Source organism: Caballeronia udeis (assembly GCF_001544555.2).
Taxonomy (GTDB): domain Bacteria; phylum Pseudomonadota; class Gammaproteobacteria; order Burkholderiales; family Burkholderiaceae; genus Caballeronia; species Caballeronia udeis.
Genome location: NZ_FCOK02000042.1, coordinates 43,918 through 64,527 on the forward strand (window position 1 = coordinate 43,918; position 20,610 = coordinate 64,527).

22 protein-coding genes and 2 pseudogenes are annotated in these 20,610 nt (G+C 59.8%); 13 read left to right on the top strand and 11 right to left on the bottom strand.

Annotated elements, in window-relative coordinates; genetic code table 11:
* Nucleotides 1-45 precede the first annotated feature (45 nt).
* Nucleotides 46-549, top strand: a complete 504-nt coding sequence (locus AWB69_RS26205) for an HPP family protein (RefSeq protein ID WP_062089738.1) — start codon at nt 46-48, stop codon at nt 547-549.
* 63 nt (nt 550-612) lie between these two features.
* Here the strand turns inward: AWB69_RS26205 and AWB69_RS26210 are convergent, their stop codons facing one another.
* Entirely contained in the window at nt 613-1,401 is a 789-nt protein-coding gene (locus AWB69_RS26210; RefSeq protein WP_062089739.1) for an aldolase, read from the bottom strand.
* A gap of 22 nt (nt 1,402-1,423) precedes the next feature.
* On the bottom strand, nt 1,424-2,137 hold the full coding sequence (locus AWB69_RS26215; protein ID WP_062089740.1) for a haloacid dehalogenase type II: 714 nt from the start codon (nt 2,135-2,137) through the stop codon (nt 1,424-1,426).
* A gap of 139 nt (nt 2,138-2,276) precedes the next feature.
* On the opposite strand from AWB69_RS26215, the gene AWB69_RS26220 reads away from it, so the two are divergent.
* On the top strand, nt 2,277-3,116 hold the full coding sequence (locus tag AWB69_RS26220) for a LysR substrate-binding domain-containing protein (protein ID WP_062089741.1): 840 nt from the start codon (nt 2,277-2,279) through the stop codon (nt 3,114-3,116).
* Here AWB69_RS26220 and AWB69_RS48795 read toward each other — a convergent pair.
* Both AWB69_RS48795 and AWB69_RS46035 read right to left on the bottom strand, forming a co-directional pair.
* Nucleotides 3,113-3,538, bottom strand: a complete 426-nt coding sequence (locus AWB69_RS48795; RefSeq protein ID WP_197500328.1) for an aspartate/glutamate racemase family protein — start codon at nt 3,536-3,538, stop codon at nt 3,113-3,115. The genes AWB69_RS26220 and AWB69_RS48795 overlap by 4 nt on opposite strands.
* Nucleotides 3,495-3,614: pseudogene (locus tag AWB69_RS46035) on the bottom strand (LysR family transcriptional regulator); the annotation flags it as partial. The pseudogene AWB69_RS46035 and the gene AWB69_RS48795, both read right to left, overlap by 44 nt.
* A gap of 484 nt (nt 3,615-4,098) precedes the next feature.
* Here AWB69_RS46035 and AWB69_RS26230 point away from each other — a divergent pair.
* Both AWB69_RS26230 and AWB69_RS26235 read left to right on the top strand, forming a co-directional pair.
* On the top strand, nt 4,099-4,485 hold the full coding sequence (locus AWB69_RS26230) for a DUF2917 domain-containing protein (RefSeq protein WP_062089743.1): 387 nt from the start codon (nt 4,099-4,101) through the stop codon (nt 4,483-4,485).
* 119 nt (nt 4,486-4,604) lie between these two features.
* The gene (locus AWB69_RS26235) at nt 4,605-5,255 is read left to right on the top strand and encodes a glutathione S-transferase family protein (RefSeq protein ID WP_062089744.1); all 651 of its coding nucleotides are present in this window, start codon (nt 4,605-4,607) and stop codon (nt 5,253-5,255) included.
* Nucleotides 5,256-5,297: 42 nt separating this feature from the next.
* Here AWB69_RS26235 and AWB69_RS26240 read toward each other — a convergent pair whose 3' ends face one another.
* Nucleotides 5,298-6,218, bottom strand: coding sequence for a LysR family transcriptional regulator (locus AWB69_RS26240; protein ID WP_062089745.1), 921 nt, complete (start codon nt 6,216-6,218; stop codon nt 5,298-5,300).
* A 122-nt stretch (nt 6,219-6,340) separates the two neighbouring features.
* Here AWB69_RS26240 and AWB69_RS26245 point away from each other — a divergent pair, with 122 nt between their 5' ends.
* On the top strand, nt 6,341-7,270 hold the full coding sequence (locus tag AWB69_RS26245; protein ID WP_062089746.1) for a DMT family transporter: 930 nt from the start codon (nt 6,341-6,343) through the stop codon (nt 7,268-7,270).
* Here AWB69_RS26245 and AWB69_RS26250 read toward each other — a convergent pair.
* Complete coding sequence (locus AWB69_RS26250) at nt 7,253-8,788, bottom strand: mannitol dehydrogenase family protein (RefSeq protein ID WP_062089747.1); 1,536 nt, start codon at nt 8,786-8,788, stop codon at nt 7,253-7,255. The genes AWB69_RS26245 and AWB69_RS26250 overlap by 18 nt on opposite strands.
* A 95-nt stretch (nt 8,789-8,883) precedes the next feature.
* Here AWB69_RS26250 and manD point away from each other — a divergent pair, with 95 nt between their 5' ends.
* The 4 genes from manD (at nt 8,884) to AWB69_RS26270 (ending at nt 13,968) form a co-directional block, all read left to right on the top strand.
* A complete protein-coding gene (gene manD / locus AWB69_RS26255; RefSeq protein WP_062089748.1) occupies nt 8,884-10,092 on the top strand; it encodes a D-mannonate dehydratase ManD in 1,209 nt (402 codons plus the stop codon).
* Nucleotides 10,093-10,154: 62 nt separating this feature from the next.
* The gene (locus tag AWB69_RS26260) at nt 10,155-11,525 is read left to right on the top strand and encodes an MFS transporter (RefSeq protein ID WP_062089749.1); all 1,371 of its coding nucleotides are present in this window, start codon (nt 10,155-10,157) and stop codon (nt 11,523-11,525) included.
* Between the two features lie 45 nt (nt 11,526-11,570).
* Complete coding sequence (locus AWB69_RS26265) at nt 11,571-12,608, top strand: L-idonate 5-dehydrogenase (protein ID WP_062089750.1); 1,038 nt, start codon at nt 11,571-11,573, stop codon at nt 12,606-12,608.
* A gap of 61 nt (nt 12,609-12,669) precedes the next feature.
* On the top strand, nt 12,670-13,968 hold the full coding sequence (locus tag AWB69_RS26270) for an MFS transporter (RefSeq protein ID WP_062089751.1): 1,299 nt from the start codon (nt 12,670-12,672) through the stop codon (nt 13,966-13,968).
* 235 nt (nt 13,969-14,203) lie between these two features.
* Here the strand turns inward: AWB69_RS26270 and AWB69_RS26275 are convergent, their stop codons facing one another.
* Nucleotides 14,204-14,506, bottom strand: a complete 303-nt coding sequence (locus AWB69_RS26275) for a hypothetical protein (RefSeq protein ID WP_062089752.1) — start codon at nt 14,504-14,506, stop codon at nt 14,204-14,206.
* On the bottom strand, nt 14,507-15,430 hold the full coding sequence (locus AWB69_RS26280; RefSeq protein WP_062089753.1) for a hypothetical protein: 924 nt from the start codon (nt 15,428-15,430) through the stop codon (nt 14,507-14,509).
* A gap of 252 nt (nt 15,431-15,682) precedes the next feature.
* On the opposite strand from AWB69_RS26280, the gene AWB69_RS26285 reads away from it, so the two are divergent.
* Nucleotides 15,683-16,555, top strand: a complete 873-nt coding sequence (locus AWB69_RS26285; protein WP_062089754.1) for a GntR family transcriptional regulator — start codon at nt 15,683-15,685, stop codon at nt 16,553-16,555.
* Between the two features lie 33 nt (nt 16,556-16,588).
* On the opposite strand, the gene AWB69_RS26290 is transcribed toward AWB69_RS26285, so the two are convergent.
* From AWB69_RS26290 to AWB69_RS26300, 3 genes and pseudogenes are all read right to left on the bottom strand, one after another.
* Nucleotides 16,589-16,873 (bottom strand): cupin domain-containing protein, encoded by a 285-nt coding sequence (locus AWB69_RS26290; RefSeq protein WP_062089755.1) that lies wholly within the window; start codon nt 16,871-16,873, stop codon nt 16,589-16,591.
* A 26-nt stretch (nt 16,874-16,899) separates the two neighbouring features.
* Nucleotides 16,900-17,184, bottom strand: a pseudogene (locus tag AWB69_RS26295) (amidase family protein); the annotation flags it as partial.
* A 179-nt stretch (nt 17,185-17,363) separates the two neighbouring features.
* The gene (locus AWB69_RS26300; protein ID WP_062089757.1) at nt 17,364-18,257 is read right to left on the bottom strand and encodes a LysR family transcriptional regulator; all 894 of its coding nucleotides are present in this window, start codon (nt 18,255-18,257) and stop codon (nt 17,364-17,366) included.
* A gap of 132 nt (nt 18,258-18,389) precedes the next feature.
* Between AWB69_RS26300 and AWB69_RS26305 the strand changes: the two genes are divergently transcribed.
* From AWB69_RS26305 to AWB69_RS26315, 3 genes are read left to right on the top strand one after another with little or no spacing between them, the layout of a single operon-like run.
* Nucleotides 18,390-19,238 (top strand): transporter substrate-binding domain-containing protein, encoded by an 849-nt coding sequence (locus tag AWB69_RS26305; RefSeq protein WP_062089758.1) that lies wholly within the window; start codon nt 18,390-18,392, stop codon nt 19,236-19,238.
* Nucleotides 19,239-19,251: 13 nt separating this feature from the next.
* Complete coding sequence (locus tag AWB69_RS26310; protein WP_062089759.1) at nt 19,252-19,935, top strand: amino acid ABC transporter permease; 684 nt, start codon at nt 19,252-19,254, stop codon at nt 19,933-19,935.
* Nucleotides 19,925-20,587, top strand: a complete 663-nt coding sequence (locus tag AWB69_RS26315) for an amino acid ABC transporter permease (RefSeq protein ID WP_062089760.1) — start codon at nt 19,925-19,927, stop codon at nt 20,585-20,587. The genes AWB69_RS26310 and AWB69_RS26315 overlap by 11 nt, the downstream gene beginning before the upstream one ends.
* The last annotated feature ends 23 nt before the right edge of the window (nt 20,588-20,610 follow it).

Consider the following 20,610-nt stretch of genomic DNA (forward strand, 5'->3'; position numbering starts at 1 on the left):
GGTTGTTGAGGGTCGGCGTGCGCATTTCCATGGGCTCTAAATAAGATGAACGAACAGATCGCCCGCGCGGCGCCCGCAGTTCCTCTGGCGCCGTTTAAACAAGCGGCATTCGGTTTCTTAGGTGGTTTTCTGGCGATTGGTGTGATCTCCCTGCTCGGGCACCTGACGAGCAGCCCCTTGGTGATCGCGCCATTCGGTGCGTCGAGCGTCCTGTTATTTGGCGCGCCCGATAGTGCATTCGCTCAGCCTCGCAACCTTGTATTCGGGCATCTGCTTTCCACTGCGGTGGGTTTGGCGGTGTATTGGTTTGCTGGTCCGGGGATATGGCAAATGGCGCTGTCCGTTGGGCTTGCCATTGGTTTGATGCAGCTTGCGCGATGCGTGCACCCTCCTGCGGGCGCTGATCCGCTGGTGATCATGCTTAGCGGCAATGCTTCGGTGGGGTTCTTTTTTGCCCCGGTGCTGAGCGGTGTTTGCCTGCTGCTGGTTATTGCATTGTTGTTCAATAACGTCGTGCGCGGCCGGCGATGGCCCGAGCGATGGTTGTGACCTGGCGGCCCGGTAGCGGCAACGCGTTGCCGCTACCGGCTAAGCGCATGTTCACGCTTAAGCTTATTGCTCGAACCCGTTTCGCTGGTTACGCAATATTCGAATCGAGCTGTTCAGGTGCGCGCGGGCGCTTTCTGCATCGCCCAAGCGCATTTGTTCATACGTGCGCTGTGCGACTTCGTGCGGTACGGGCTTGAGCGGCTGGTTGCTGCTCATGGCCTTGAGCTGAACCTCCGCGGCGCGCTCAAGATAATAGAGGTCGTCCCAGGCCTCCGCGATGCTGGCGCCCGCCACCATCACGCCGTGGTTCTTCAGGAACAGGATGTCGGCGTCGCCCATTGCTTCAGCAATACGATCTCCCTCCGACTCATCCAGGGCCAGGCCGTTGTAATTCTCATCAACGGCAGTGCGGCCATAGAACTTCAGCGCCGTTTGCCCAAGCCACAACAGAGGGGGGCCTTCGATCAGGCACAAGGCCGTTGCGTTCGGCATATGCGTGTGGAAAGCGGCCTTCACCCGCGGTTTCGATCGATGCAAACGGGCGTGGATATAAAACGCAGTGGCTTCCGGCTGACCTTCACCGGCTATCAAGTGCCCCTCGAAATCGCATACGAGCAGGCGTGACGCAGTGATCTCGCTAAATGCATAACCATAGGGATTGACGAGAAACAGGTCGTCGTGCCCGGGCACGACAGCCGAGAAATGATTGCAGACGCCTTCCTCGTAACCCCGTTGCGCCGCAAGCTGGAAGCACGCGGCAAGCTCCAGACGCGCCTGCATGACGGCGTCGGAATCGAGCCTTGCGATATGCGAGAGAGCGGGGGCGCCAGCGACTGAAAGCGAGTGAGCCATGATGATTGATTACCTTGAAAATTTACCAGCCGAGTCTGTTGAATAGCACGGGTACCTGATTGAGCGTTGCAGGCGTAGCATCGGGAGTGTAATCCGGCAGCACCGCGCGGCCGGTACCACGATCGATCCACACGCAGCGAAAGCCGACCTCGCGAGCGGCCGCATGATCGAGATGCGGGCTGGCGCAAATATGGACAACCTCGTCCCTGGTCACGCCAAGCGAGTCAAAAGCATAATCGAATATTTTCCGCGATGGTTTGTACGCACCGGCCTGCTGCGCCGTGACGACACGATCGATCAACCCGCCAAGTTGCGCAACATTCCCGGCGATGATCTCATCATCCGTATTCGACACGATACACAAACGATAACCCGCCTCCTTAAGCTGCTTCAAAGCACCAGTCACTTCGGGAAAGGGCGGCATGGCGGAGATGCTGTCTGTCAGAGCGCGGGCGTCGTCTGCGTCGCTTTGCAAGCCTAGCTCATTGAGTGCAAGACGTAACGCATCCGCGGTTACGCTACGGAACGACCGATGCGGCGATGTTTGCTCAAGCGCATGTTCATGCCGGTCATAGATGCTGATAAACCGGGCCGGATCGACAGCCTCCGTTTGCTTGGCGGACAGGATGCCCCGGACGGCTGCTTGCAATCCTTCGTCCCACTGGATCAGCGTGCCGTAGCAGTCGAAGGTGAGCCACTGCGGTCGGCGGGTGCGTTCAAGCGCGCTAAGAGCCATGGTTTGTTCGCCTGGTGAAGTGACGTAAATGAGTGACTGAGCTCAATTGATGCCGCAAGCGTAGATGGGTTGATCGATATTTGGAAATTAAATTAAACTCTAAAGGTCAATCGAAATTCAAATAACGCGGCGGTCGCTCATGCTAGATCTCGAGTTGTTGAACACCCTGGTTTGCGTGGTCGACGAAGGCAGCTTTACGCGTGCCGGCGAACGCGTGCATCGGACCCAGTCGACCGTGAGCCAGCAGATCCGCAAGCTTGAGGCAGCGGTCGGACGTACGCTGCTGCTGCGTGACCGGACTGGTAATCACGTGAGCGCGACGGAGCATGGAGAGTTGCTCGCGCACTATGCGCGGCGGCTGCTTGCGTTGTCGAGGGAGGCGCAGGACGCGTTGACCAGCGACGTAGCGCTCGAACCGGTACGCATTGGCGTACCTGAGGATTTCGACGCGCGGCGCATGTCGGCCATGCTGTCGGGCTTTGTGAAAATGAAACCCGGCGTGCGGCTTGAAACAGTAAGCGGCATGAGCGTCGATCTCCAGCGCAAGCTGGCGGCGGGCGAGGTCGAGATTGCGCTGCTCAAGCGCGAGCCGGGTAGCGGAGAGTGCCTGGCGTCGTGGCCCGAGTCGCTGGTGTGGGTAAAAGGAGAAGGCGTTGAACTGACGGACGAACCGATCCCGCTAGCTTTGTTTCCACAAGGGTGTGTGTACAGGCAGCGTGCCATCCGCGGCCTGGACAAAGCGCGCCGGCGCTGGCGCGTGGCTTTCGGCAGTCATAGCCTGACCGGCATCCAGGCGGCTGTTTCATCGGGGCTCGGGGTGTCGGTCTTGCCCACCACCGCCCTGCTTCCCGAGCACCGCATCTGCACGGGGTTGCCGGACTTGCCGCCAACCGAGCTTGCATTGGTGAGCTCGGGCGGCGCGCTTAATGCGGTCCAGCAGGCATTGATCGAATTTCTGCGTGCAGAGATCAAGGCTTAGTACAGGGCGTCGTCTAAGTGTGGTGCTCCTGATTCAACCTCCGGTTCTACCGCTCCCATGGCATACGCAACGCAGCGTTTCGCAAGAATATCCGCTGGATCCACTAACGTGATCGCCCGTCCGCCAGCACTTAGCCATTGAGCGCCGGGAAGCAGCAACGGCAACTCTGTACACCCGAGGATCACAACGTCGATTCCTTCCTCGGCCAGGCCCTCCAGCGCTGCGCAGATATCGTCCATACACTGTCCGCTGACGAAACCCGCCTTCACCCCTGCCTCGCCATAGATCGCGTTCATCACCCTGTTCTGCAGCGCCGGACCGGGCAGGACCTGCCGCAAGCCTTGCGCGCCGGTACACACCGCTTGCCACCGTGCCCATGTCGAGCGCCTGGATACGCCGGCTGAAACCAGACTGCGTGACATTGCGAACCTCAGCGGCACGCGAGAAACTTTGGTACTGGGCAAGAGCAACAAAGTCCTCGATCCATTTAATCTCCATACCGCTCCCTTCCGGCTTCTCAAGGAGAAGCGAGTGTGTGCATATCGGTGACTCAACTAGCCATGTAATACCAGCCATGTAATGAATCGCAAGAATTTGCCAAGCGCGCCCGGGCGAGTTCAAGCGAGTTGATCCAGTCGCTACGATTGTATGCGAGGGCAATTCAACTTACCGCCGCAAGCCAATGGCTAGCGAGTCTTAGGTGCGTCCAGGGTACTTAGGAGCGCAATCTGTTATTGCACTTCAATGGGAACGTGGCCGAAATTTGTTGACAAGCGTTAAGCGATATCTGAAACTCAATACCATGCTGAAGCTCACGTCCGTAGTGGTAATTAAACGAATGAACGCCCTGTGGGGTGCTTCATCGGGGACGTGTTTGCATTAGAAATAGCTAAATATGCGCAAACACCAGGCCCTACCGAAAAACGGTTGGGCCTTTTTTTTGTGGTGCCTCCGTCTTTCGGTTTAATTGACGGAGAAGATGATGGTTGGATCAAACGATCGGTTTGTTTTTCGAGCGGCGCATGAAACCTCGGCTTCAGCGCATGCACTGTTGCCGGAGATGGTCGTTCGTTTTGTTCTGCAGCCGGGCCAGACCGCCTCATGGCGCGTGCAGTCGGACTCCGAGTTGCGCGTGGGAACGGCAAGGGTCTGGGTTACGCGCATTTTCTCGCCCTACGACCACTGGCTGCAAACGGGTGACGTACTTCGCTTGACGCGAGGAGAGCGCATCTGGCTAAGCACCGACGCCAACATAGCGGCGGAGATTTCGTTGACAAGCGCGTATGCTGTTGCACGCAGACCGCTATTCAAGTGGGTCGAGTGGCTAAGAAATTGCATCGCTGATATTTCTCTATTGCGATCGCGCTAGTCGCTTAGCTTCTTAGCGGCTTAGCGACTTGGCGGCCGGTCCTATTCCGGCCGCCGGTCAGGGAACTGGCGACGAATGAATAGCCAGGGTCAACGGCATCAGACTTAAGGGGACATTTCATGCTTCAGGTTTGGGGGCGGCGCAATTCGTCCAACGTTCAGAAGGTCATGTGGCTGATCGGCGAGCTTGATTTACCGCATGAGCATATTCCCGCTGGGGGGAGCTTCGGCCTGACGCAGAGCGCCGGGTTCCTGGCCATGAATCCGCACGGGCGTGTGCCGGTCATTAAAGACAGCGACGGTACGATTGTGTGGGAGTCGCACAGCATCTTGCGATACCTGGCGGCGCGTTATGGCAGCCCGCGTTTCTGGAGTGACGACGCGGGTCAGCGGTCGCAGGTGGACCGCTGGATGGACTGGTCCCAGAGCACCTTGCAGCCAGCCTTCCTGACGGGGGTGTTCTGGGCCTTTTACCGGACGCCGGAGGCTTTACGCAATGCGAAGAGCATTGAAGAGAACCTGGGTCGTTGCGCGCAGTATTTCCAGTTGCTCGACCGGGTGCTGGCCGAGCGGCCCTTTATTGCGGGAGACGATCTGAGCCTCGGCGATATCGCGGCAGGCTCCAACCTTTATCGTTATTTCGAACTGGATATCAAGCGTCCTGACGTTCCAAATGTGCAGGCCTGGTATGAACGGCTTCAGCTTCGCCCGGCGTTCCGCGAGCATGTGATGGTCCCGTTCGATGAATTGTTCGGGCGGCTCACTTTTTAGCAGGGTCACGCTGTCTTGAGACGGCAGGGCCCCAGGCAGATGTCACTTGCGCTCGTGTATATGCTCGACCAGATAATCGATCAATGCCCGCACCTTGGGCGGCAGGAAGCGATTAGGCGGATACAGCAACCACACCGAGCCTACATAGGCCAGCGCTTCGAGGTCCCAGTCGGCGAGCACTTGCACGAGTTCGCCGCTCTCCAACGCTCCCATTGCGGTGAATTCCGGCAGGCTCGCAATGCCGAAATCCTGCTGCGCCGCTTCGAGTCGCGCGCCCGCATGATTCGCTATATATCGCCCGCTCACCTCTACGGTCTGTGTCTGAGTGCCGCGCCGAAACCGCCAGCGGTTGTCGTCGGCGGTTTCACCCAGATAGAGGCAGTCATGCTGCGCAAGATCGCGCGGGTGCGTGGGCGTACCGCGTGCACGCAGATATTCTGGCGACGCACACAGCACCCAGCGTACCGAACCGAGCCGCCGTCCCGCGAGACCGGGTGGCGGATGATTCGTCAGCCGGATCACGAGATCGAGATCGTTCTCGAGCGGATCGACCTCATGGTCCGCGTATAGCAACTGGAGATCGACCTCCTCATACATGCGCAAAAAACCCGGGACCAGCGGATGAATCACCGTTTTCGCGAAGGCTGTCGGCGCGCTCACGCTGACCTTCCCCTGCGGCCGGCCGACCAGCGAACCGGCTGCATCCACGGCGCCCGACGCGGCGCTCACGATGTCCCGGCAAAAGCGCACCACCTGCTCGCCCGATGCGGTCACCTTCACCTTGCGCGTGGACCGTTCGAGCAGCCGCGTGGCGAGCGCTTCCTCAAGACGTTTGATCTGGCGGCTGACCGTTGAGGGTGTGCTGCCGAGCTGGCGTGCGGCCACGGAAAAGTTGCCGGCATCGACAACGCGGGCGAATACGGCCATGTCGGGCAGCAACGCAAAGAGTTCTGTTGGATTCATCGGGCCGTTGCGAGTGGGGCGCAGGATTAATGCATCTGCGACATAAAGGCTTTGCGCATGGACCCGATTATCGCTGCACGCGCAACGCTCGACAATACGGACTTATCTCCCGAGGTCCGAATATGTCCAAGCAAGACCGCCTGCTCTTATTGTCCGACCTGATGCTGCTGGTGGTCGCGGTGGTCTGGGGCACCAGTTATGGAATCGTAAAGAGCGCGCTCGTGTTCTATCCGGTGCTGGGTCTGCTGACGCTGCGATTCGGCATTACGTTTGTCATGTTGTCGCCTGCGTTGCGCAGTTTGCGTCATGCCGACGTGCGTACCTTGCGCGGCGTATTCATTGCAGGCGTGCTGCTGCTGGGCATTTTCTTAAGCGAAACCTTTGGGGTGCTGCTGACGCGCGCCTCCAATGCGGCGTTCCTGATCAGCCTGTGCGTGGTGCTGACGCCGCTGGTCGAGTGGATGATGCTCAAGCGCAGGCCCGGGAGGATTGAATGGGCGGCGGTGGCGCTATCGCTGTTGGGGGCATGGTTGCTTGCCGGAGACGGAGCGGTCGTGCTAAATCCAGGCGATGCGCTGATCCTGCTGGCGGCCTTGCTGCGTGCGCTGAATGTCTGTGTGACGAAACGAGTGTTGCGTGACTCTACGCTGCCGCCTTTGTCAGTGACGGCCGTGCAGTCGGGTGTGGTCGCGTTTGGCAGTGCGGCTGTGGCGCTCGTATTCGCGCCGCAGCAGTGGCAGCACGTGCCGTCGTTTGCCGGGCACATGCCGTTTTGGGCCGGCGTGTTTTATCTGGTTTTTGCGTGCACGCTGTTTGCATTCTTCGCGCAGAACTACGCGATCAAGCGCAGCAGTCCAACCCGCGTTGCCTTGCTGATGGGGAGCGAACCAGCGTTCGGCGCGTTGTTTGCCTGGTTTTGGCTGGGTGAGAAGATATCGCTTGTTGCATGGGTCGGCGGCGGGTTGATTGTGGTGGCATCCATGCTGGCGACAGTGCGCTGGCGCAAGGCGGTAACCGTTGGCGTTCCTCGTGCTTCAGAGGTTGTGTCTTGACGCAGAGTTGATCTCCGTGGCCCGCAGACTCGCGTTCTCGATCGCTGCTCTTGCCCCGGCTTTCAACTGCGTGACCGCTTCAATCAGCGCGTGCCGGAACATCTCGTTCGAGGCAAGTTCGGCTCTAAAGACATCGCGGCAACCGAGCAGCGCATCGACAAGGCTTTCCGGCGCGTTTCTCGCGTCTCCCACGTTTCCCACGTTTGTCGCAAGCGCGGTCAACCGCGAGGCCAGCGGATCGCTGATAACGAAAGTGGTGCCGTCGTCGGCACGTCCGCGCAAGAAAACGAACCACGCTGCTACGCCAAGCGCGAGTCTCGAGATTGGCTGGCCGCGCTCCAGGCGCGCCGCAATGGTCGCGAGAAGGCGCGGCGGAATCTTCTGGCTGCCATCCATGGCAATCTGCGCGCAGCGGTGTTTCAGCGCCGGGTTCGCATAGCGTTCGAGCAACGCGTCGCGATATGCCATCAGGTCGAACGATGCCGGCACGCTCAAGGTCGGTGCTATCTCGTGCGTCATCATCGAATGGATCAGTGCACGCAGTGGTGCGAAGGAAATTGCTTCATCGATGGTTGCGAACCCCGCCAGCATCGACAAGTAAGCGAGTGTCGAATGGGTGCCGTTCAGCATGCGCAACTTGGCGAGTTCGAACGGCATGACGTCATCCACGAGTTGCGCGCCCACCTGTTCCCATGAGGGACGTCCGGCAGGAAAGCGGTCTTCGATCACCCATTGACGAAACGGCTCGCACGGAACCGGCACCTCGTCGCGAAGCCCAAGCGCAACGGCTGCGGCATCACGGTCGGCGTCCGTAGTTGCGGGAACGATGCGATCCACCATCGTCGACGGGAACGCGACTTCGAGGTCGATCCAGGTTGCCAGCGCTTCATCAAGCACCCGGGCATGAGAGCAGACCACCTGGCGCAATGCCGCGCCGTTGTGCGAAAGGTTGTCGCAAGAAAGTACGGTGAATGGCGCCATGCCGGCATCGCGCCTTGTTTTCAATGCTGCGACGAGGATGCCCGGTACCGTGCCGGGCTCGCCCGGATGCTCCAGATCATGTGCAATGCCGGGATGACCGAGGTCGACGTCGCCCGTCTTCGTGTTGCGGCAATAGCCCTTTTCAGTGACCGTCAGCGAGACGATCCGCACGTGAGGGGCGGCGAGCAGGTCGAACAGCCGCGCGCGGTCATACGGTAGCGCGAGCACTTCACGCAGCGCGCGAATCACAGTCGTCTTCACGCCCTGCGGCCCGCGTTCCACAACGCTATACAAGCCATCCTGCGCCATCAACGCATCGCGCTTGGTCACGTCACCCTGCAGCGTGACGCCGCAGATTGCCCAGTCGCCGCCAACGGCCAGCATGGCCTCTTCCGTATAAACCGCTTCGTGCGCCCGGTGAAAATTTCCGATGCCCAAATGAACGATGCCAAGGTGCGGTTCGCGCCACTCTGGCGCCAGCAGATGATCCTCGATTGATGGGAGCGTTTTGAGGCAAAGCACGGATTCATCGGTCATTTTAGGTAGCCTGGAGCGGGAAAACCCTTGGTTGACGATTAAGTCTACTTGTATGGTAGCATCAATTCCATTGATCGCACCTCAAGGAAATCCCCATGAAAATCGTCCGCGCCGATGTCATCGTCAGTTGTCCGGGACGCAATTTCGTCACGTTGAAAGTGGTGACCGACGAAGGGGTATATGGCATTGGCGACGCCACCCTCAATGGCCGCGAACTGGCCGTGGCTTCGTATCTGAAGGATCACGTGTGTCCGCTGCTGATCGGCCGCGACCCGGGGCGCATTGAGGACATCTGGCAGTTTTTATACAAGGGCGCTTACTGGCGTCGCGGCCCGGTGACCATGACTGCCATCGCCGCGGTGGACATGGCGCTGTGGGACATTCTCGGCAAGGTCGCGAACCTTCCCTTGTACAAGCTGCTGGGCGGCGCGTCGCGTGAGAGCGTCATGGTCTACGGGCATGCGACCGGACGTGACATTCCTGAAGCTCTCGACCGCTATGCGGAGCACGTGGAGGAGGGGTACCAGGCTATCCGCATTCAATGCGGTGTGCCGAACATGCGCTCGGTGTATGGCGTATCGAAGGGAACGGGCATGTATGAGCCAGCCACCAAAGGTGCGGCGGAAGAGCAGACCTGGTCGTCGGAAAAGTATCTCGACTTCGTGCCCAAGCTCTTCGAAGCGGTACGCGACAAGTTCGGATTCGATACCCATCTGCTGCACGACGTGCATCACCGTCTCACACCAATAGAAGCAGCACGGCTGGGTAAATCCATCGAGCCATATCGTTTGTTCTGGATGGAAGACCCCACACCTGCTGAGAATCAGGCCGGTTTCCGGCTGATTCGGCAGCACACGGTGACGCCGATCGCGGTGGGCGAGGTATTCAACAGCATCTGGGATTGCAAGCAACTGATTGAAGAGCAGTTGATCGACTACATTCGCGCCACGCTCACGCATGCGGGCGGCATTACGCACCTGAAGCGCATCGCGGATTTTGCCTCGCTTTACCAGGTTCGCACGGGTTGCCACGGCCCGTCCGATTTGTCGCCGGTCTGCATGGGCGCGGCGCTGCATTTCGACTTGTGGGTGCCGAACTTCGGCGTGCAGGAATACATGGGTTTTCCGAAGGAAGCGCTGGATGTTTTCCCGCATGCATGGACCTTCGACCGGGGCACGATGCATCCCGGCGAAGCACCTGGTCATGGCGTGGATATCGACGAAGAACTCGCAGCGCGTTATCCCTACGATCCGGCTTACCTGCCGGTTGCACGGCTCGAAGACGGCACGCTCTGGAACTGGTGAGCGGCGGCGTTTGATAGAACCGCCCGGCAGAAACGCCCGGTAGAAAAATCAGGAGACAGGCAATGGCAGATCAGAACAACAGCGCGATGTTACGCCGCGTCGCCTTTGCATCGACGATCGGCACCGCTGCCGAGTACTACGATTTTTTCGTCTATGGCACGGCTGCAGTGCTCGTGTTCGGCGCGAAGTTTTTCCCCAGCAGCGACCCGTTGATCGGGACGCTCGCCGCGTTCGCAACCTATGCAGTAGGCTTTATCGCGCGACCGCTGGGCGGCATTGTATTCGGGCATTTTGGCGATCGCATTGGCCGCAAGAAGGCGCTGATTGTCACCATACTGATTGTGGGCCTGGGTACGTTCCTGATTGGCCTGCTGCCTGACTATTCGCAGATCGGCATCTGGGCGCCGGCTGCACTGATCCTGATTCGTGTGCTGCAAGGTTTCGGTGTTGGCGGAGAACAAGCGGGCGCCGTGCTGCTGACAGCCGAATATGCGCCGCCACCAAAGCGGGGTTTCTTCGCGAGCCTCGTCCAGCTCGGCGCACCCGCCGGATTCCTGATTCCGGCGGGCATCTTCGCCATCCTCACCGCAACGCTTACGCATGAGCAACTGCTCGACTGGGGCTGGCGGCTGCCGTTCCTCGGCAGCATCGTATTGGTCGTGGTGGGTTTGTATATCCGGTTGCGCACGGAGGAGTCGCCGGTCTTCGCGGAGATTCGCAAGACGCAGGCGGTCGAGTCGCGGCCGGTCGTTGAAGTCGTCCGGCAATTCGGCCCCACGATCGTGAAGGGTGTCGGGGCGAAACTGATCGAGGCCTGTACGTTCGCGATGTACACGATGATCGTGCTGGCCTACGGACGCGTGCACGGTGTCAGTGAGAGCCTGCTGCTGCAGACGATCATCGTCGCGGTCACGCTCGAACTGATAGCGATCCCGCTGGCCGGCGCGCTGTCGGACCGGATCGGCCGCCGCGCCACGTTTATTGCAGGCAGCCTGCTGCAGGTCCTGCTGGTCGTGCCACTGTTTCATGCTGTGGATAGCGGCAGCCGTTTTGCGATCCAGACGGCGATGATTCTCGCGATCACGGTCGGCCATAGTCTTTGCTATGCGCCGCAGGCGTCGCTCTTTCCCGAACTCTTTCCGGCGCGGGTGCGTTGCAGCGGCATCGCGTTGATCTGGCAGATCGGCTCGCTGATCGGCAGCGGCGTACTTGGACTTGTCGCGGTGAAGATGCTTCAGATGACGGGCGGCAGCTCCGTTGGACTGATCGTCTACGTGATTGCGCTGGGCATTGTTTCCACGCTGTGTATTTATCTTTTGCCTGAAACCGCGCCTTTGCGTCGCGGCGGCGATCTTCACGACTGGGGTACGCCGTCACTCGCTACATCTGCCCGCGAAGCGCGGTCATCCCCTGTTTTCGCGGCGCGCCGCTAGCCACGCTTGGTGCCGCGGCACGCACACTATTCAACGGAGCCTCTCATGCTTGCAGCCGTCCTTCACGAACCGAAACGCCTGCGTATCGACGAAGTCGATGCGCCTCAACCACAGCCGGGTCAGGTTCAGATTCGCGTGCGCGCAGGCGGTATCTGCGGGTCGGACCTGTCGTATTACTTCAAGGGCAAGAGCGGCGATTTCGCGGTCCGCGAGCCGTTCGTGCTCGGTCATGAAGTCGCGGGTGAAATCGCCGCGCTAGGCGAGGGCGTAAGTGGCTTGCGCGTTGGCCAGCGTGTTGCCGTGAACCCGGGTCTGAACTGCGGCGAGTGCCGGTTTTGCGTGAAGGGCATGACCAATCATTGCCTGAACATGCGCTTCATGGGCAGCGCCTCGACGTTCCCGCACATGCAGGGCATGTTCCGCCAATACATTGCAGTTGCCGCACGTCAATGCGTGCCTGTGCCTGATGCACTCGACTTCGCACAAGCGTCGATGGCGGAGCCGCTCGCCGTTGCATTGCACGCGCTGAGGCACGCGGGATCGCTGGTCGGCGCCCAGGTACTGGTGATCGGGTGCGGACCTATCGGCTGCATTTTGCTATCGGTCGCCCGGCGTTCAGGGGCGCACCGTCTCGTTGCGCTCGATCTCGCGGACAAAGCATTGCAGATGGCCGCCACGCTGGGCGCCGACCAGACCGTGCTTGCCACCGATCAGGCACAGGTCGAAGCATGGTCCCAGTCGCGCGGCACCTTCGACGTCGTGATCGAAGCATCCGGCAGTCCTGCCGGGCTCGATACTGCGCTTCGGGCCGCGCGTGCGGGGGCCACCGTGATCCAGGTGGGCAACCTGCCGGCGGGGCAGTCGCCGGTCGCGGCGAATCTCGTGATGGCGAAGGAATTGCGTTATCAGGGATCGTTCCGTTTCACCGATGAATACGCGGTCGCCGCCGAAGAAATCGCCACCGGAAAGATCGATCTGAGTCCGTTGATGACGCATGTCTTTCCGCTCGCGGACGCAAACCATGCGTTCGAAGTGGCGCATGACCGCAACCAGTCGGTGAAGGTGCATCTGCAGTTCGACTGAATCCCTATTACCGCATTGCCCGAGCGCCCGATCACAAAGAGGCGTATTCCAGGAGACATTCATGTTCAGAAGCCAGCGCTGGTTCGTGGTCGGTTTGCTGTTTCTCGCCGGCGTGATCAACTATCTTGACCGCGCTGCGCTGTCGATCGCGGCCCCGTTGATCCAGAAGGATCTCGATTTTTCGCATGCGCAGATGGGCATTGTGTTCAGCAGCTTTTTCATCGGCTATGCGCTGTTCAATTTTGTTGGCGGCGTGCTGTCGGACAAGGTCGGCGCAAAGAAAGTGTTCGGCGCGTCGATGGGCATCTGGTCGATATTCTGCGGAGCGACCGCACTGGCAAGCAGCCTGGTTTCGTTGATCGTGTTACGGGTTCTGTTCGGCATGGGAGAGGGTCCGTTCAGTTCGTCGAACAGCAAGATGGTCAACAACTGGTTTCCGCGCCGCGAAGTGGCGAGCGCCATTGGTGTGATCAGTTCGGGTACACCGCTGGGCGGCGCGCTTGCGGGGCCGGTGGTCGGCTACATGGCAATTCGCTTTGGCTGGCGCTGGGCGTTCGTCGCCATCATGCTGCTCGGTCTGCTATGGCTCGTGGCGTGGACCTTGACCACGACTGAACAGCCGCAGCAGGACAAGCGCGTGAAACCCGAGGAGCTTGCGTTGATTGTCGCCGGCCAGCAGCAGGCTTCGTCGATGGAGCATGCGCCTGAAGGCGAGAAGGTCGGGCTGAAGTTTTACCTGAAGCAGCCGATTATCCTCGCGACGGCGTTCGCCTTTTTTGCCTACAACTATGTGTTGTTCTTCTTCCTGTCATGGTTCCCCACGTACCTGACCGAAGCGCACCACATGTCGCTTCATGACATGAGCATTGCGACCGTGATTCCCTGGGTGCTTGGCAGTATCGGCCTTGCCGCGGGTGGTTTTGTCACCGACATGATTTTGCGGATTACAGGTAAGCCGTTGCTCGCGCGGCGGATCGTTTTATCGGTCTGCCTCGGGGTAGCAGCGGTATGTGTCGGATTTGCCGGTCGGGTTGAAAGCATGGAGGGGGCGGTCGCGTTGATGTCGGTCTCGATCTTCTTCCTCTATGTCACGGGCGCAGTCTATTGGGCCGTGATCCAGGACACCGTCCGGCGCGAGAACGTAGGGGGCGTGGGTGGTTTTGTGCATCTGCTGGCTAACCTCGCCGGGGTGATCGGGCCGGCGGTGACCGGCTTCATCGTGCAAGCGACTCATGGTGCGTATGGCAGTGCGTTTGTACTTGCAGGGGCCGTCGCGGTGCTGGGTGCGCTTTGTTCGTTGATATGGATTCGCGAACCGCGTGGCGACAAGCTGAAGGCGCAGCGGGTAGTGGTGTCGTAGGTTTCGCTCGCGCCGGTGGATGGGATTGGGGGGGCTGGTGGTTTTGGGGGTAGCGGTCTGAGTTAACGCTGGGTTGCGCAAGGGTTGACTACGGTACGCAGTGCGCAAGAGTGGGAACGCCGATGTGAGAAGCACGCCGCGAACGACGATAGCGCTAGCGAAGCCGCATAAGCCCCGCCCTGGGGCTACTGACGAAGGAAGGCCCGCAAGGGCGCGGGCCACTGGCTACGACCGACTACTCGCCAAAAGGCGATTTCTTTCCACCATCCGTCAAGTCCATTATCTTGTTTCCTTGTCCGTCCGTAATCAAGGCGAGCGGGCGCAACTCGGGAAATTGCGACACAAGCGACATCAAGATAGTTCCGCCGACGCGCCGCGCGGCTTCATCATCCAACGGGTTTTGATCGTCTACGGGTATTTCCATAAACGCCCGTTGCTGCGCATTGGCTATGCCATCGAGCGCATTTTCTGATACCCAAAACTGACGAACCGTCTTTGTGGCCGGGTCATATTTGGTAAGGAGATATTGAAAAAACATCTAGTAACCTCGACACGATTGAAAATTGGAAAATGCGCGTTGCTTGCATAGCGCCAAGGTGCGCGGGTCTCGATAAATTGCGCCTGCAAATCGGCACTGTTCCAACTCGAATTCATACATTGCGTGGCAATCGGCTTCTTGCGCTTCGCTGACGCCACGCGCCGCAATAGACAATACATCATCACCGGCCGCGCTCTTCACGTACTCAAACGGCGCGGCATCGCCTAACGGCGTGCTCCCCGCGCGAAGCTCGGTCACGTCGCCAAGGTTTGGAACGCCTTCGTCCTCTGCCGCGTCGTTGAACGATGGAAGCGACGACGCCACAGCGGAAACGACCGCTCCGACAGACGACGCAAACACCGCCAACCCGCCACTTGTTGCCCGTGCGGCACGGGTTCGCGCGCCCGCTTCGGCCATTGTTTCGATATGACGGAACGGTTTTAGCGCGCTCGCTGCTCGCGCGGCGCGCTCATCAATCGCCTGGTTATACGCTTTAAAATCGTCCCGGTGCGCTTTCGACCGGGCCGCGTAGCTGCTGGCACGTTCGGCAATGTCCTTTTCATACGCCGCGTCATCGTATTGGCGCATTGGAACGAAGCCACTATGCGCAATGTAAGCGGGTTCGGCTCGAAGAATCACGACCGACCCGTCGAGCACGCAGCGACATAAGCACGTCACGACTTCACGCGGATTATCTTCCCACATTCCCGATAGATGCCACGGAATTGATTCTTTGATGAATGTTCGAATCCGGGCCACGACTTCAGGTTGAGACGCCCAATGTCTCTCGTTCCGATCCGCAAACAGTTTCGCCCCTGCGGCGAGTGCATCAAGCTCGGTTTCGTAGCGCTCACGGGGCGACAAATCACTCGGATCACACAGCATGTATCGGTAACGTCCGTAGTTGAAAAGTTCCACGCACATCCCGTTTGTCTCCTGATTTTTAACGGCAAACGCGAAACCCTAACGCACTTTTCCGTGCGTTCATCTCAATAAAGGCATGCAGCAAACGGCTGCCCATGGCCGCCCCGCGCTATCCGCGGACAACCTCTCTCCAATATCAGCCCTATCTCCAACGTCTAAATCAACCGCTGCGGCGTGGTAGTATGGTAGGTGACAAGATGAAGTCCAGGCTTTATCTTTGTCCTCTCTTTACTCTTCGTTCAGGTATGGGTCATGGTCACGAAAAACGTCTTGCCGGCGCCGTTGCGACGTGACGCGTCGTCTTCGTTAGACGGCATCGGTAGCAATGAAAGAGCGGCTTCCTCTACATCGCCGGCCGCGCCTGCCCGTGGCCGCGCTCGCGCAACTGAACCACGTGTAGCGCTGCCCAATCTGCGTGCTCAGCTTCAGGTTGAGTCGCACGAGCCCATCGGCAAACAAATCTTTCGCGCCCTGCGCGAAGCCATTTTTTCGGGCGCGCTGGTGCCGGGCACGCCTCTGTCCGAAACCGAAGTTTCAGAAATGTTCCAGGTCTCCCGGCAACCGGTTCGCGAAGCGTTTATCAAGCTCGTCGAGTCGGGCGTGCTGCAGGTGCTGCCGCAAAGAGGAACCTTCGTGAAGAAGATCTCTCCACGACGCGTGCGCGAAGGCAGGTTCATCCGGGAAGCGATCGAGGCCGCGGTGGCCCGCAAGGCCGCGGTCGAAATCACCACGGAACAGCTTGCGGAGCTCGCCGAAAATCTACGCGACCAGAAGACCGCGGCAAAGGTGAACGACACCACATCGTTCCTTGCGCTCGACGAACGGTTTCACTTCCTGATCGCACAATCCATTGACTGCGTCGCGGCATGGGACACCATCCAGGACATCAAGGCCCAAATGGATCGCGTGCGTTATCTGAGCCTGCCGGAAGTCTCGCCGCTTGAATTGCTGATCAAGCAGCACGCACGGATTCTGAGTGGACTGAAAGCGCATGACGCCGATGCCGCTGAAGAAGCCATGCGCGCCCATCTGCGTGAAATCCTGGTCTCGCTAAAACCAGTCGCCGAACGCAATCCGGATTGGTTTGAACCCGATGAAGGCGAGCGCGTCCACCTTGCCAACTAGCCGGCCGGCGCTGCGCCGCGCTCGGCCAGACTCTCAGATGATCTCGATCTCGACGAACACAACCTCATGGTCGCTGGCGTTGACAACGTTGTGTTCAACGCCCTTCAATCCGGCATAACTCTGCCCGGCACGCAGTTCGGAAACTCGGTTGCCTGTTTTGGTTTCAAGCAGGAGTTCACCGCTGGTTTGCGGAACGACAATGTAGTCGTGCCCATGGGCGTGCCAGCCGGTCTCGGCTCCCGGTGCGAATCGCCACTCGGTGACTATCGCGCGATCGTTTGATACCTGCTGCGTGGGAACTGCCGGTGAGCGGGTCATGCGGTTTCCTCCCCTGTTGGACGGTTTCAGGCCATCAGCATGCGGCCCAGTTCAATCAAGCCCTTGTCGCTGCCGGGCGGCCCGATCAATGAAAAGCCCAGCGGTACACCGTCTATCTGCATGAATGGCAGCGAGAGCTGAGGGCATCCGCCAAGTCCCGCGACGCACAGCATCCTGATCGCCTGGTTACGGTACGACTCCAGCGCTTCGTCGGTGTCCGACAGCAGCGGGGCGACGTCGGGCATCGTGGGCATGAGAATAATGCGCCCGCCAGCGAGCAGGCTCAACAAGTTTGCGCGGAAATCCTCGCGTACGCGCTCACTGTCCTCGTTTTGCGCCGGCGTGACTGTACGTGAACCATGCCAGGAGAGTGATGGCCTTTAAAACAATGGCCTGGCGTAGTGAACGGAATCTGGAAAGTAGCGTGTGCACTAGTTCTTGGCGATCGATTCGGTGCATCGCACGAAATCAGGGCAGAAGAGAAGCGGTCTTACACCTCCTGCCGATGCACTTCCAAAAGCAGATTCAAGAACGCTTCGGCGGCTCGCGTCAAGGGGCGTACCTCCTCGACGATTGCACAAAACGGCATTGAATAAAACGGGGAGTCCGGCAGCACTGCAAACTCATACCGCGGGGCAAGCTGCGCAGCGTAATGCTCAGGCAGCAGCCCGACATAACGCCCTGTAGCCACCATCATCGCGACGGCTTCCAGCCCGCTCACCTCCAGCCCCTGCACAAACCCTTGCGTGGCAAGTGCATCTTCAACAAACGGATGAGGCCGATAAACCAGCGGTAACGCGCGCGTATCGCCATGCGCGTGAATCTCGCCCGCAGTCGCCGGCCGATAAAACACGCGATGCGTTTCAGTGAACAGTGGGTAGTGGCGGAACGCCCGGATACGCTTGTAGGCGCCGCGAATGGCGATCTGTACGCGCCGCTCGGTTAGCGCCGCGCCAAGATCACCAAAGGTCATGACGGACAACGTCGGCCGCACCAGCGGCGCGATCCGGTGCAACTCGCCGAGCGCCTCCGAAATCCTGCACCCCTCATGTGTCATCACATGCTCGGACGTTCCGAGTAAAAGCGGCCCGGACAACACCCCGCGCACAGCGTCGACTTCAGGCTTGATCCGCTCCAGCGCTTCGAGCGCCTGCAACGCCACCCGCAACGCAACTTCGCCGCCCTCCGTGAGCTGAAAGCCGCCCGGGCCGCGCTCGCAAAGCTTCACGCCAAGCCGCGCCTCAACCTCATTGATATGCCGGCTGATCGACGCCTTCGACATCGACAACGCGCGCTCCGCCGCCGCGAATCCGCTCGCCTGGGCGGCCGCGCAAAACACGCGCAGCGAGCGCAGGTCACGCTCGGTCAGGTCCATTTTCTTCATCGATGCGCGCTTTAAAAGGTTTCGGTTTCCGGAACCATATCAACGAAAAAATGGTTTTTCAAAACTTTTTTGACTACCTACATTTCCCTCATCAGCGCTTCTCAACGCTTTTCAAAGTTTCCCGGGGACTTCATGATCACGCTCGACCGACGCAAATTCCTTACCGTGGCAAGCGGTGTTTCGCTTGCGCTGGCCATGCCGTCCTTCGCGTTCGCCGAGGGCGGAACACTGGCCGATATCCGCCAGCGCGGCAAGCTGACGGTTGGCACCGAGGCCGCTTACGAGCCGTTTGAATTCGTCGAAAACGGTAAGGTGGTGGGCTACGGTCACGACATTCTCGTGTACATGGCGGCCAGGCTAGGGGTCACGCTCAACCAGGTCAACCTGCCGTTCCAGGGCTTGCTGCCCGGCCTCATGACCCACAAGTTCGATTTCGTCGCGACGAGTGTCGGCATCAATCCGGACCGGGCAAAACGCTTCGCGTTCTCCGAGCCGGTCGGCGTGGTCGACACGGTGCTGGTCGTGCGTGCAAGCGACACCACCATCACCAGGGCGGACGATGCAGCCGGGAAGGTAGTCGGTACCCAGATGGGTTCGTCGTCACAACCGATCGCCCAGGCGTTCGACACGCAACTGAAAACAAAGGGCGCCGGTTATGCGGACATCAAGCTGTTTCAGGCCTATCCGGACGTGATGGTTGCGTTGACGAACAAGACGCTCGACATCGGTATCCTGCCGTCGAATATTGTCGCGGTCCTGATGAAGAAGGAGCCGGGACAGTTTCGCGTGGTCGGCAAGATTGGCGAGCCGAAGATGCTCGCGTGGGTTGCGAATCCGCAAGACAAGGAGATTCGCGACTTCATCAATACGTCGCTCGCGGAACTGACGAAGAACGGCCAGCTCGCGCAACTGCAGCAGAAGTGGTTCGGTTACACGATGAACCTCCCGACCAGCGGCTATTTACCGGAAGGCGCGGTCTGAGCCGGAGCGCTGCATGTTCGCCTCTTTGAGCAGCCTGATCGTCGCGCTTGGACCTTTCCTTCACGATGTCGCAGAGGGTGCCGCCACCACGATCGCGGCGAGCGTAGTGGCGTTCGCGCTCGGCATGGTGACCGGCTCGCTGCTGCTGCTTGTGCGTCAGCATGGTGGACGCGTGCTGGCCGCGGTCGTGATTCTTTATGTCAGCGTGATACGCGGCACGCCGGCATTGATCCAGATGCTGGTGGCGTATTACGTCCTGCCTTCGGTGCTCAATCTGCCGCTCTCGCCGCTGCAAGCCGGCATTCTTGCATTGGTGTTGAATACGGCGGCGTACGTGTCCGAGATCCTGCGCGGCGCATTCAACTCGCTCGGCCGCGGACAGATACCGGCCGCTCGGGCACTGGGCATGCCGCCGGTGCAGGTTTGGCGCTATATCGTGTTTCCGCAGCTTTTCTATCGTTCCATCCCGCCGCTGACCAACGAGTTCACGATGCTTCTGAAGGCTTCCTCGCTGATGTCGATCATCGCGGTGCATGACTTGGCAACGGTCGCACGCGACGCCACGCTGCAGACGAACCTGCCGTTGCAGGTGTTCTCCGCGACCGCGGCCGTCTACTTCGCGATCCTGTTTCTCGCGTCATCGGCATCGCGTGGTCTCGAACGCCGCGTGGCGAAGGTGCTGCCCAATGTCCATTGACTTCGCTGTTGTCGAGTCGTCCATCCTGCCGCTCCTGAAGGGGCTCAAGGTCACGGCGCAGGTCTGCGTGCTGGGCATTCCGCTTGGCATTGCGCTGGGAACCGTTGCCGCGTACTTTCGTGCGTCCTCGTTGCGCTTGCTGCAGGCAAGCGCGCTGGCTTATGTGGAAATCGTGCGCAATGTGCCGTTCCTGATTCTCGTTTATCTCAGCTTCTTTGGCTTGCCGAAAGTGGGGGTCACCATGCCGGCGTTCGCCATTGGCGTAGCAGCGACCGCGTTCTACACGGGTGGTTACTTCTGCGAAATCCTGCGTGCGGCGTTCGGCAGCCTCGCCCATGGTCAGGTCCAGGCCGCAAGGTCGCTGGGGCTATCCGGACTTCAGGTTCAGCGTCATGTCGTGCTGCCGCAGATTTTTGGGTATCTGGCGCCGGCCACCACCAGCCTCACGATCATGATGTTCAAGGATTCGTCGATCTTCTCGGTGATGAGCCTCACCGAACTCACCTATCAGAGCAACCTGCTTACCGCCGACACCTTCGCTTACGTCGAGGTGCTTGGTACGACCGCGCTGATCTACTGGCTCTGCAGTGTGCTGCTCGATGTTGCTGGGCAGTGGTCGGAGCGTTACGCGACCCGTTACCGGCGAGCCTGATGTTGGCCGCCATGCCGGGTGCA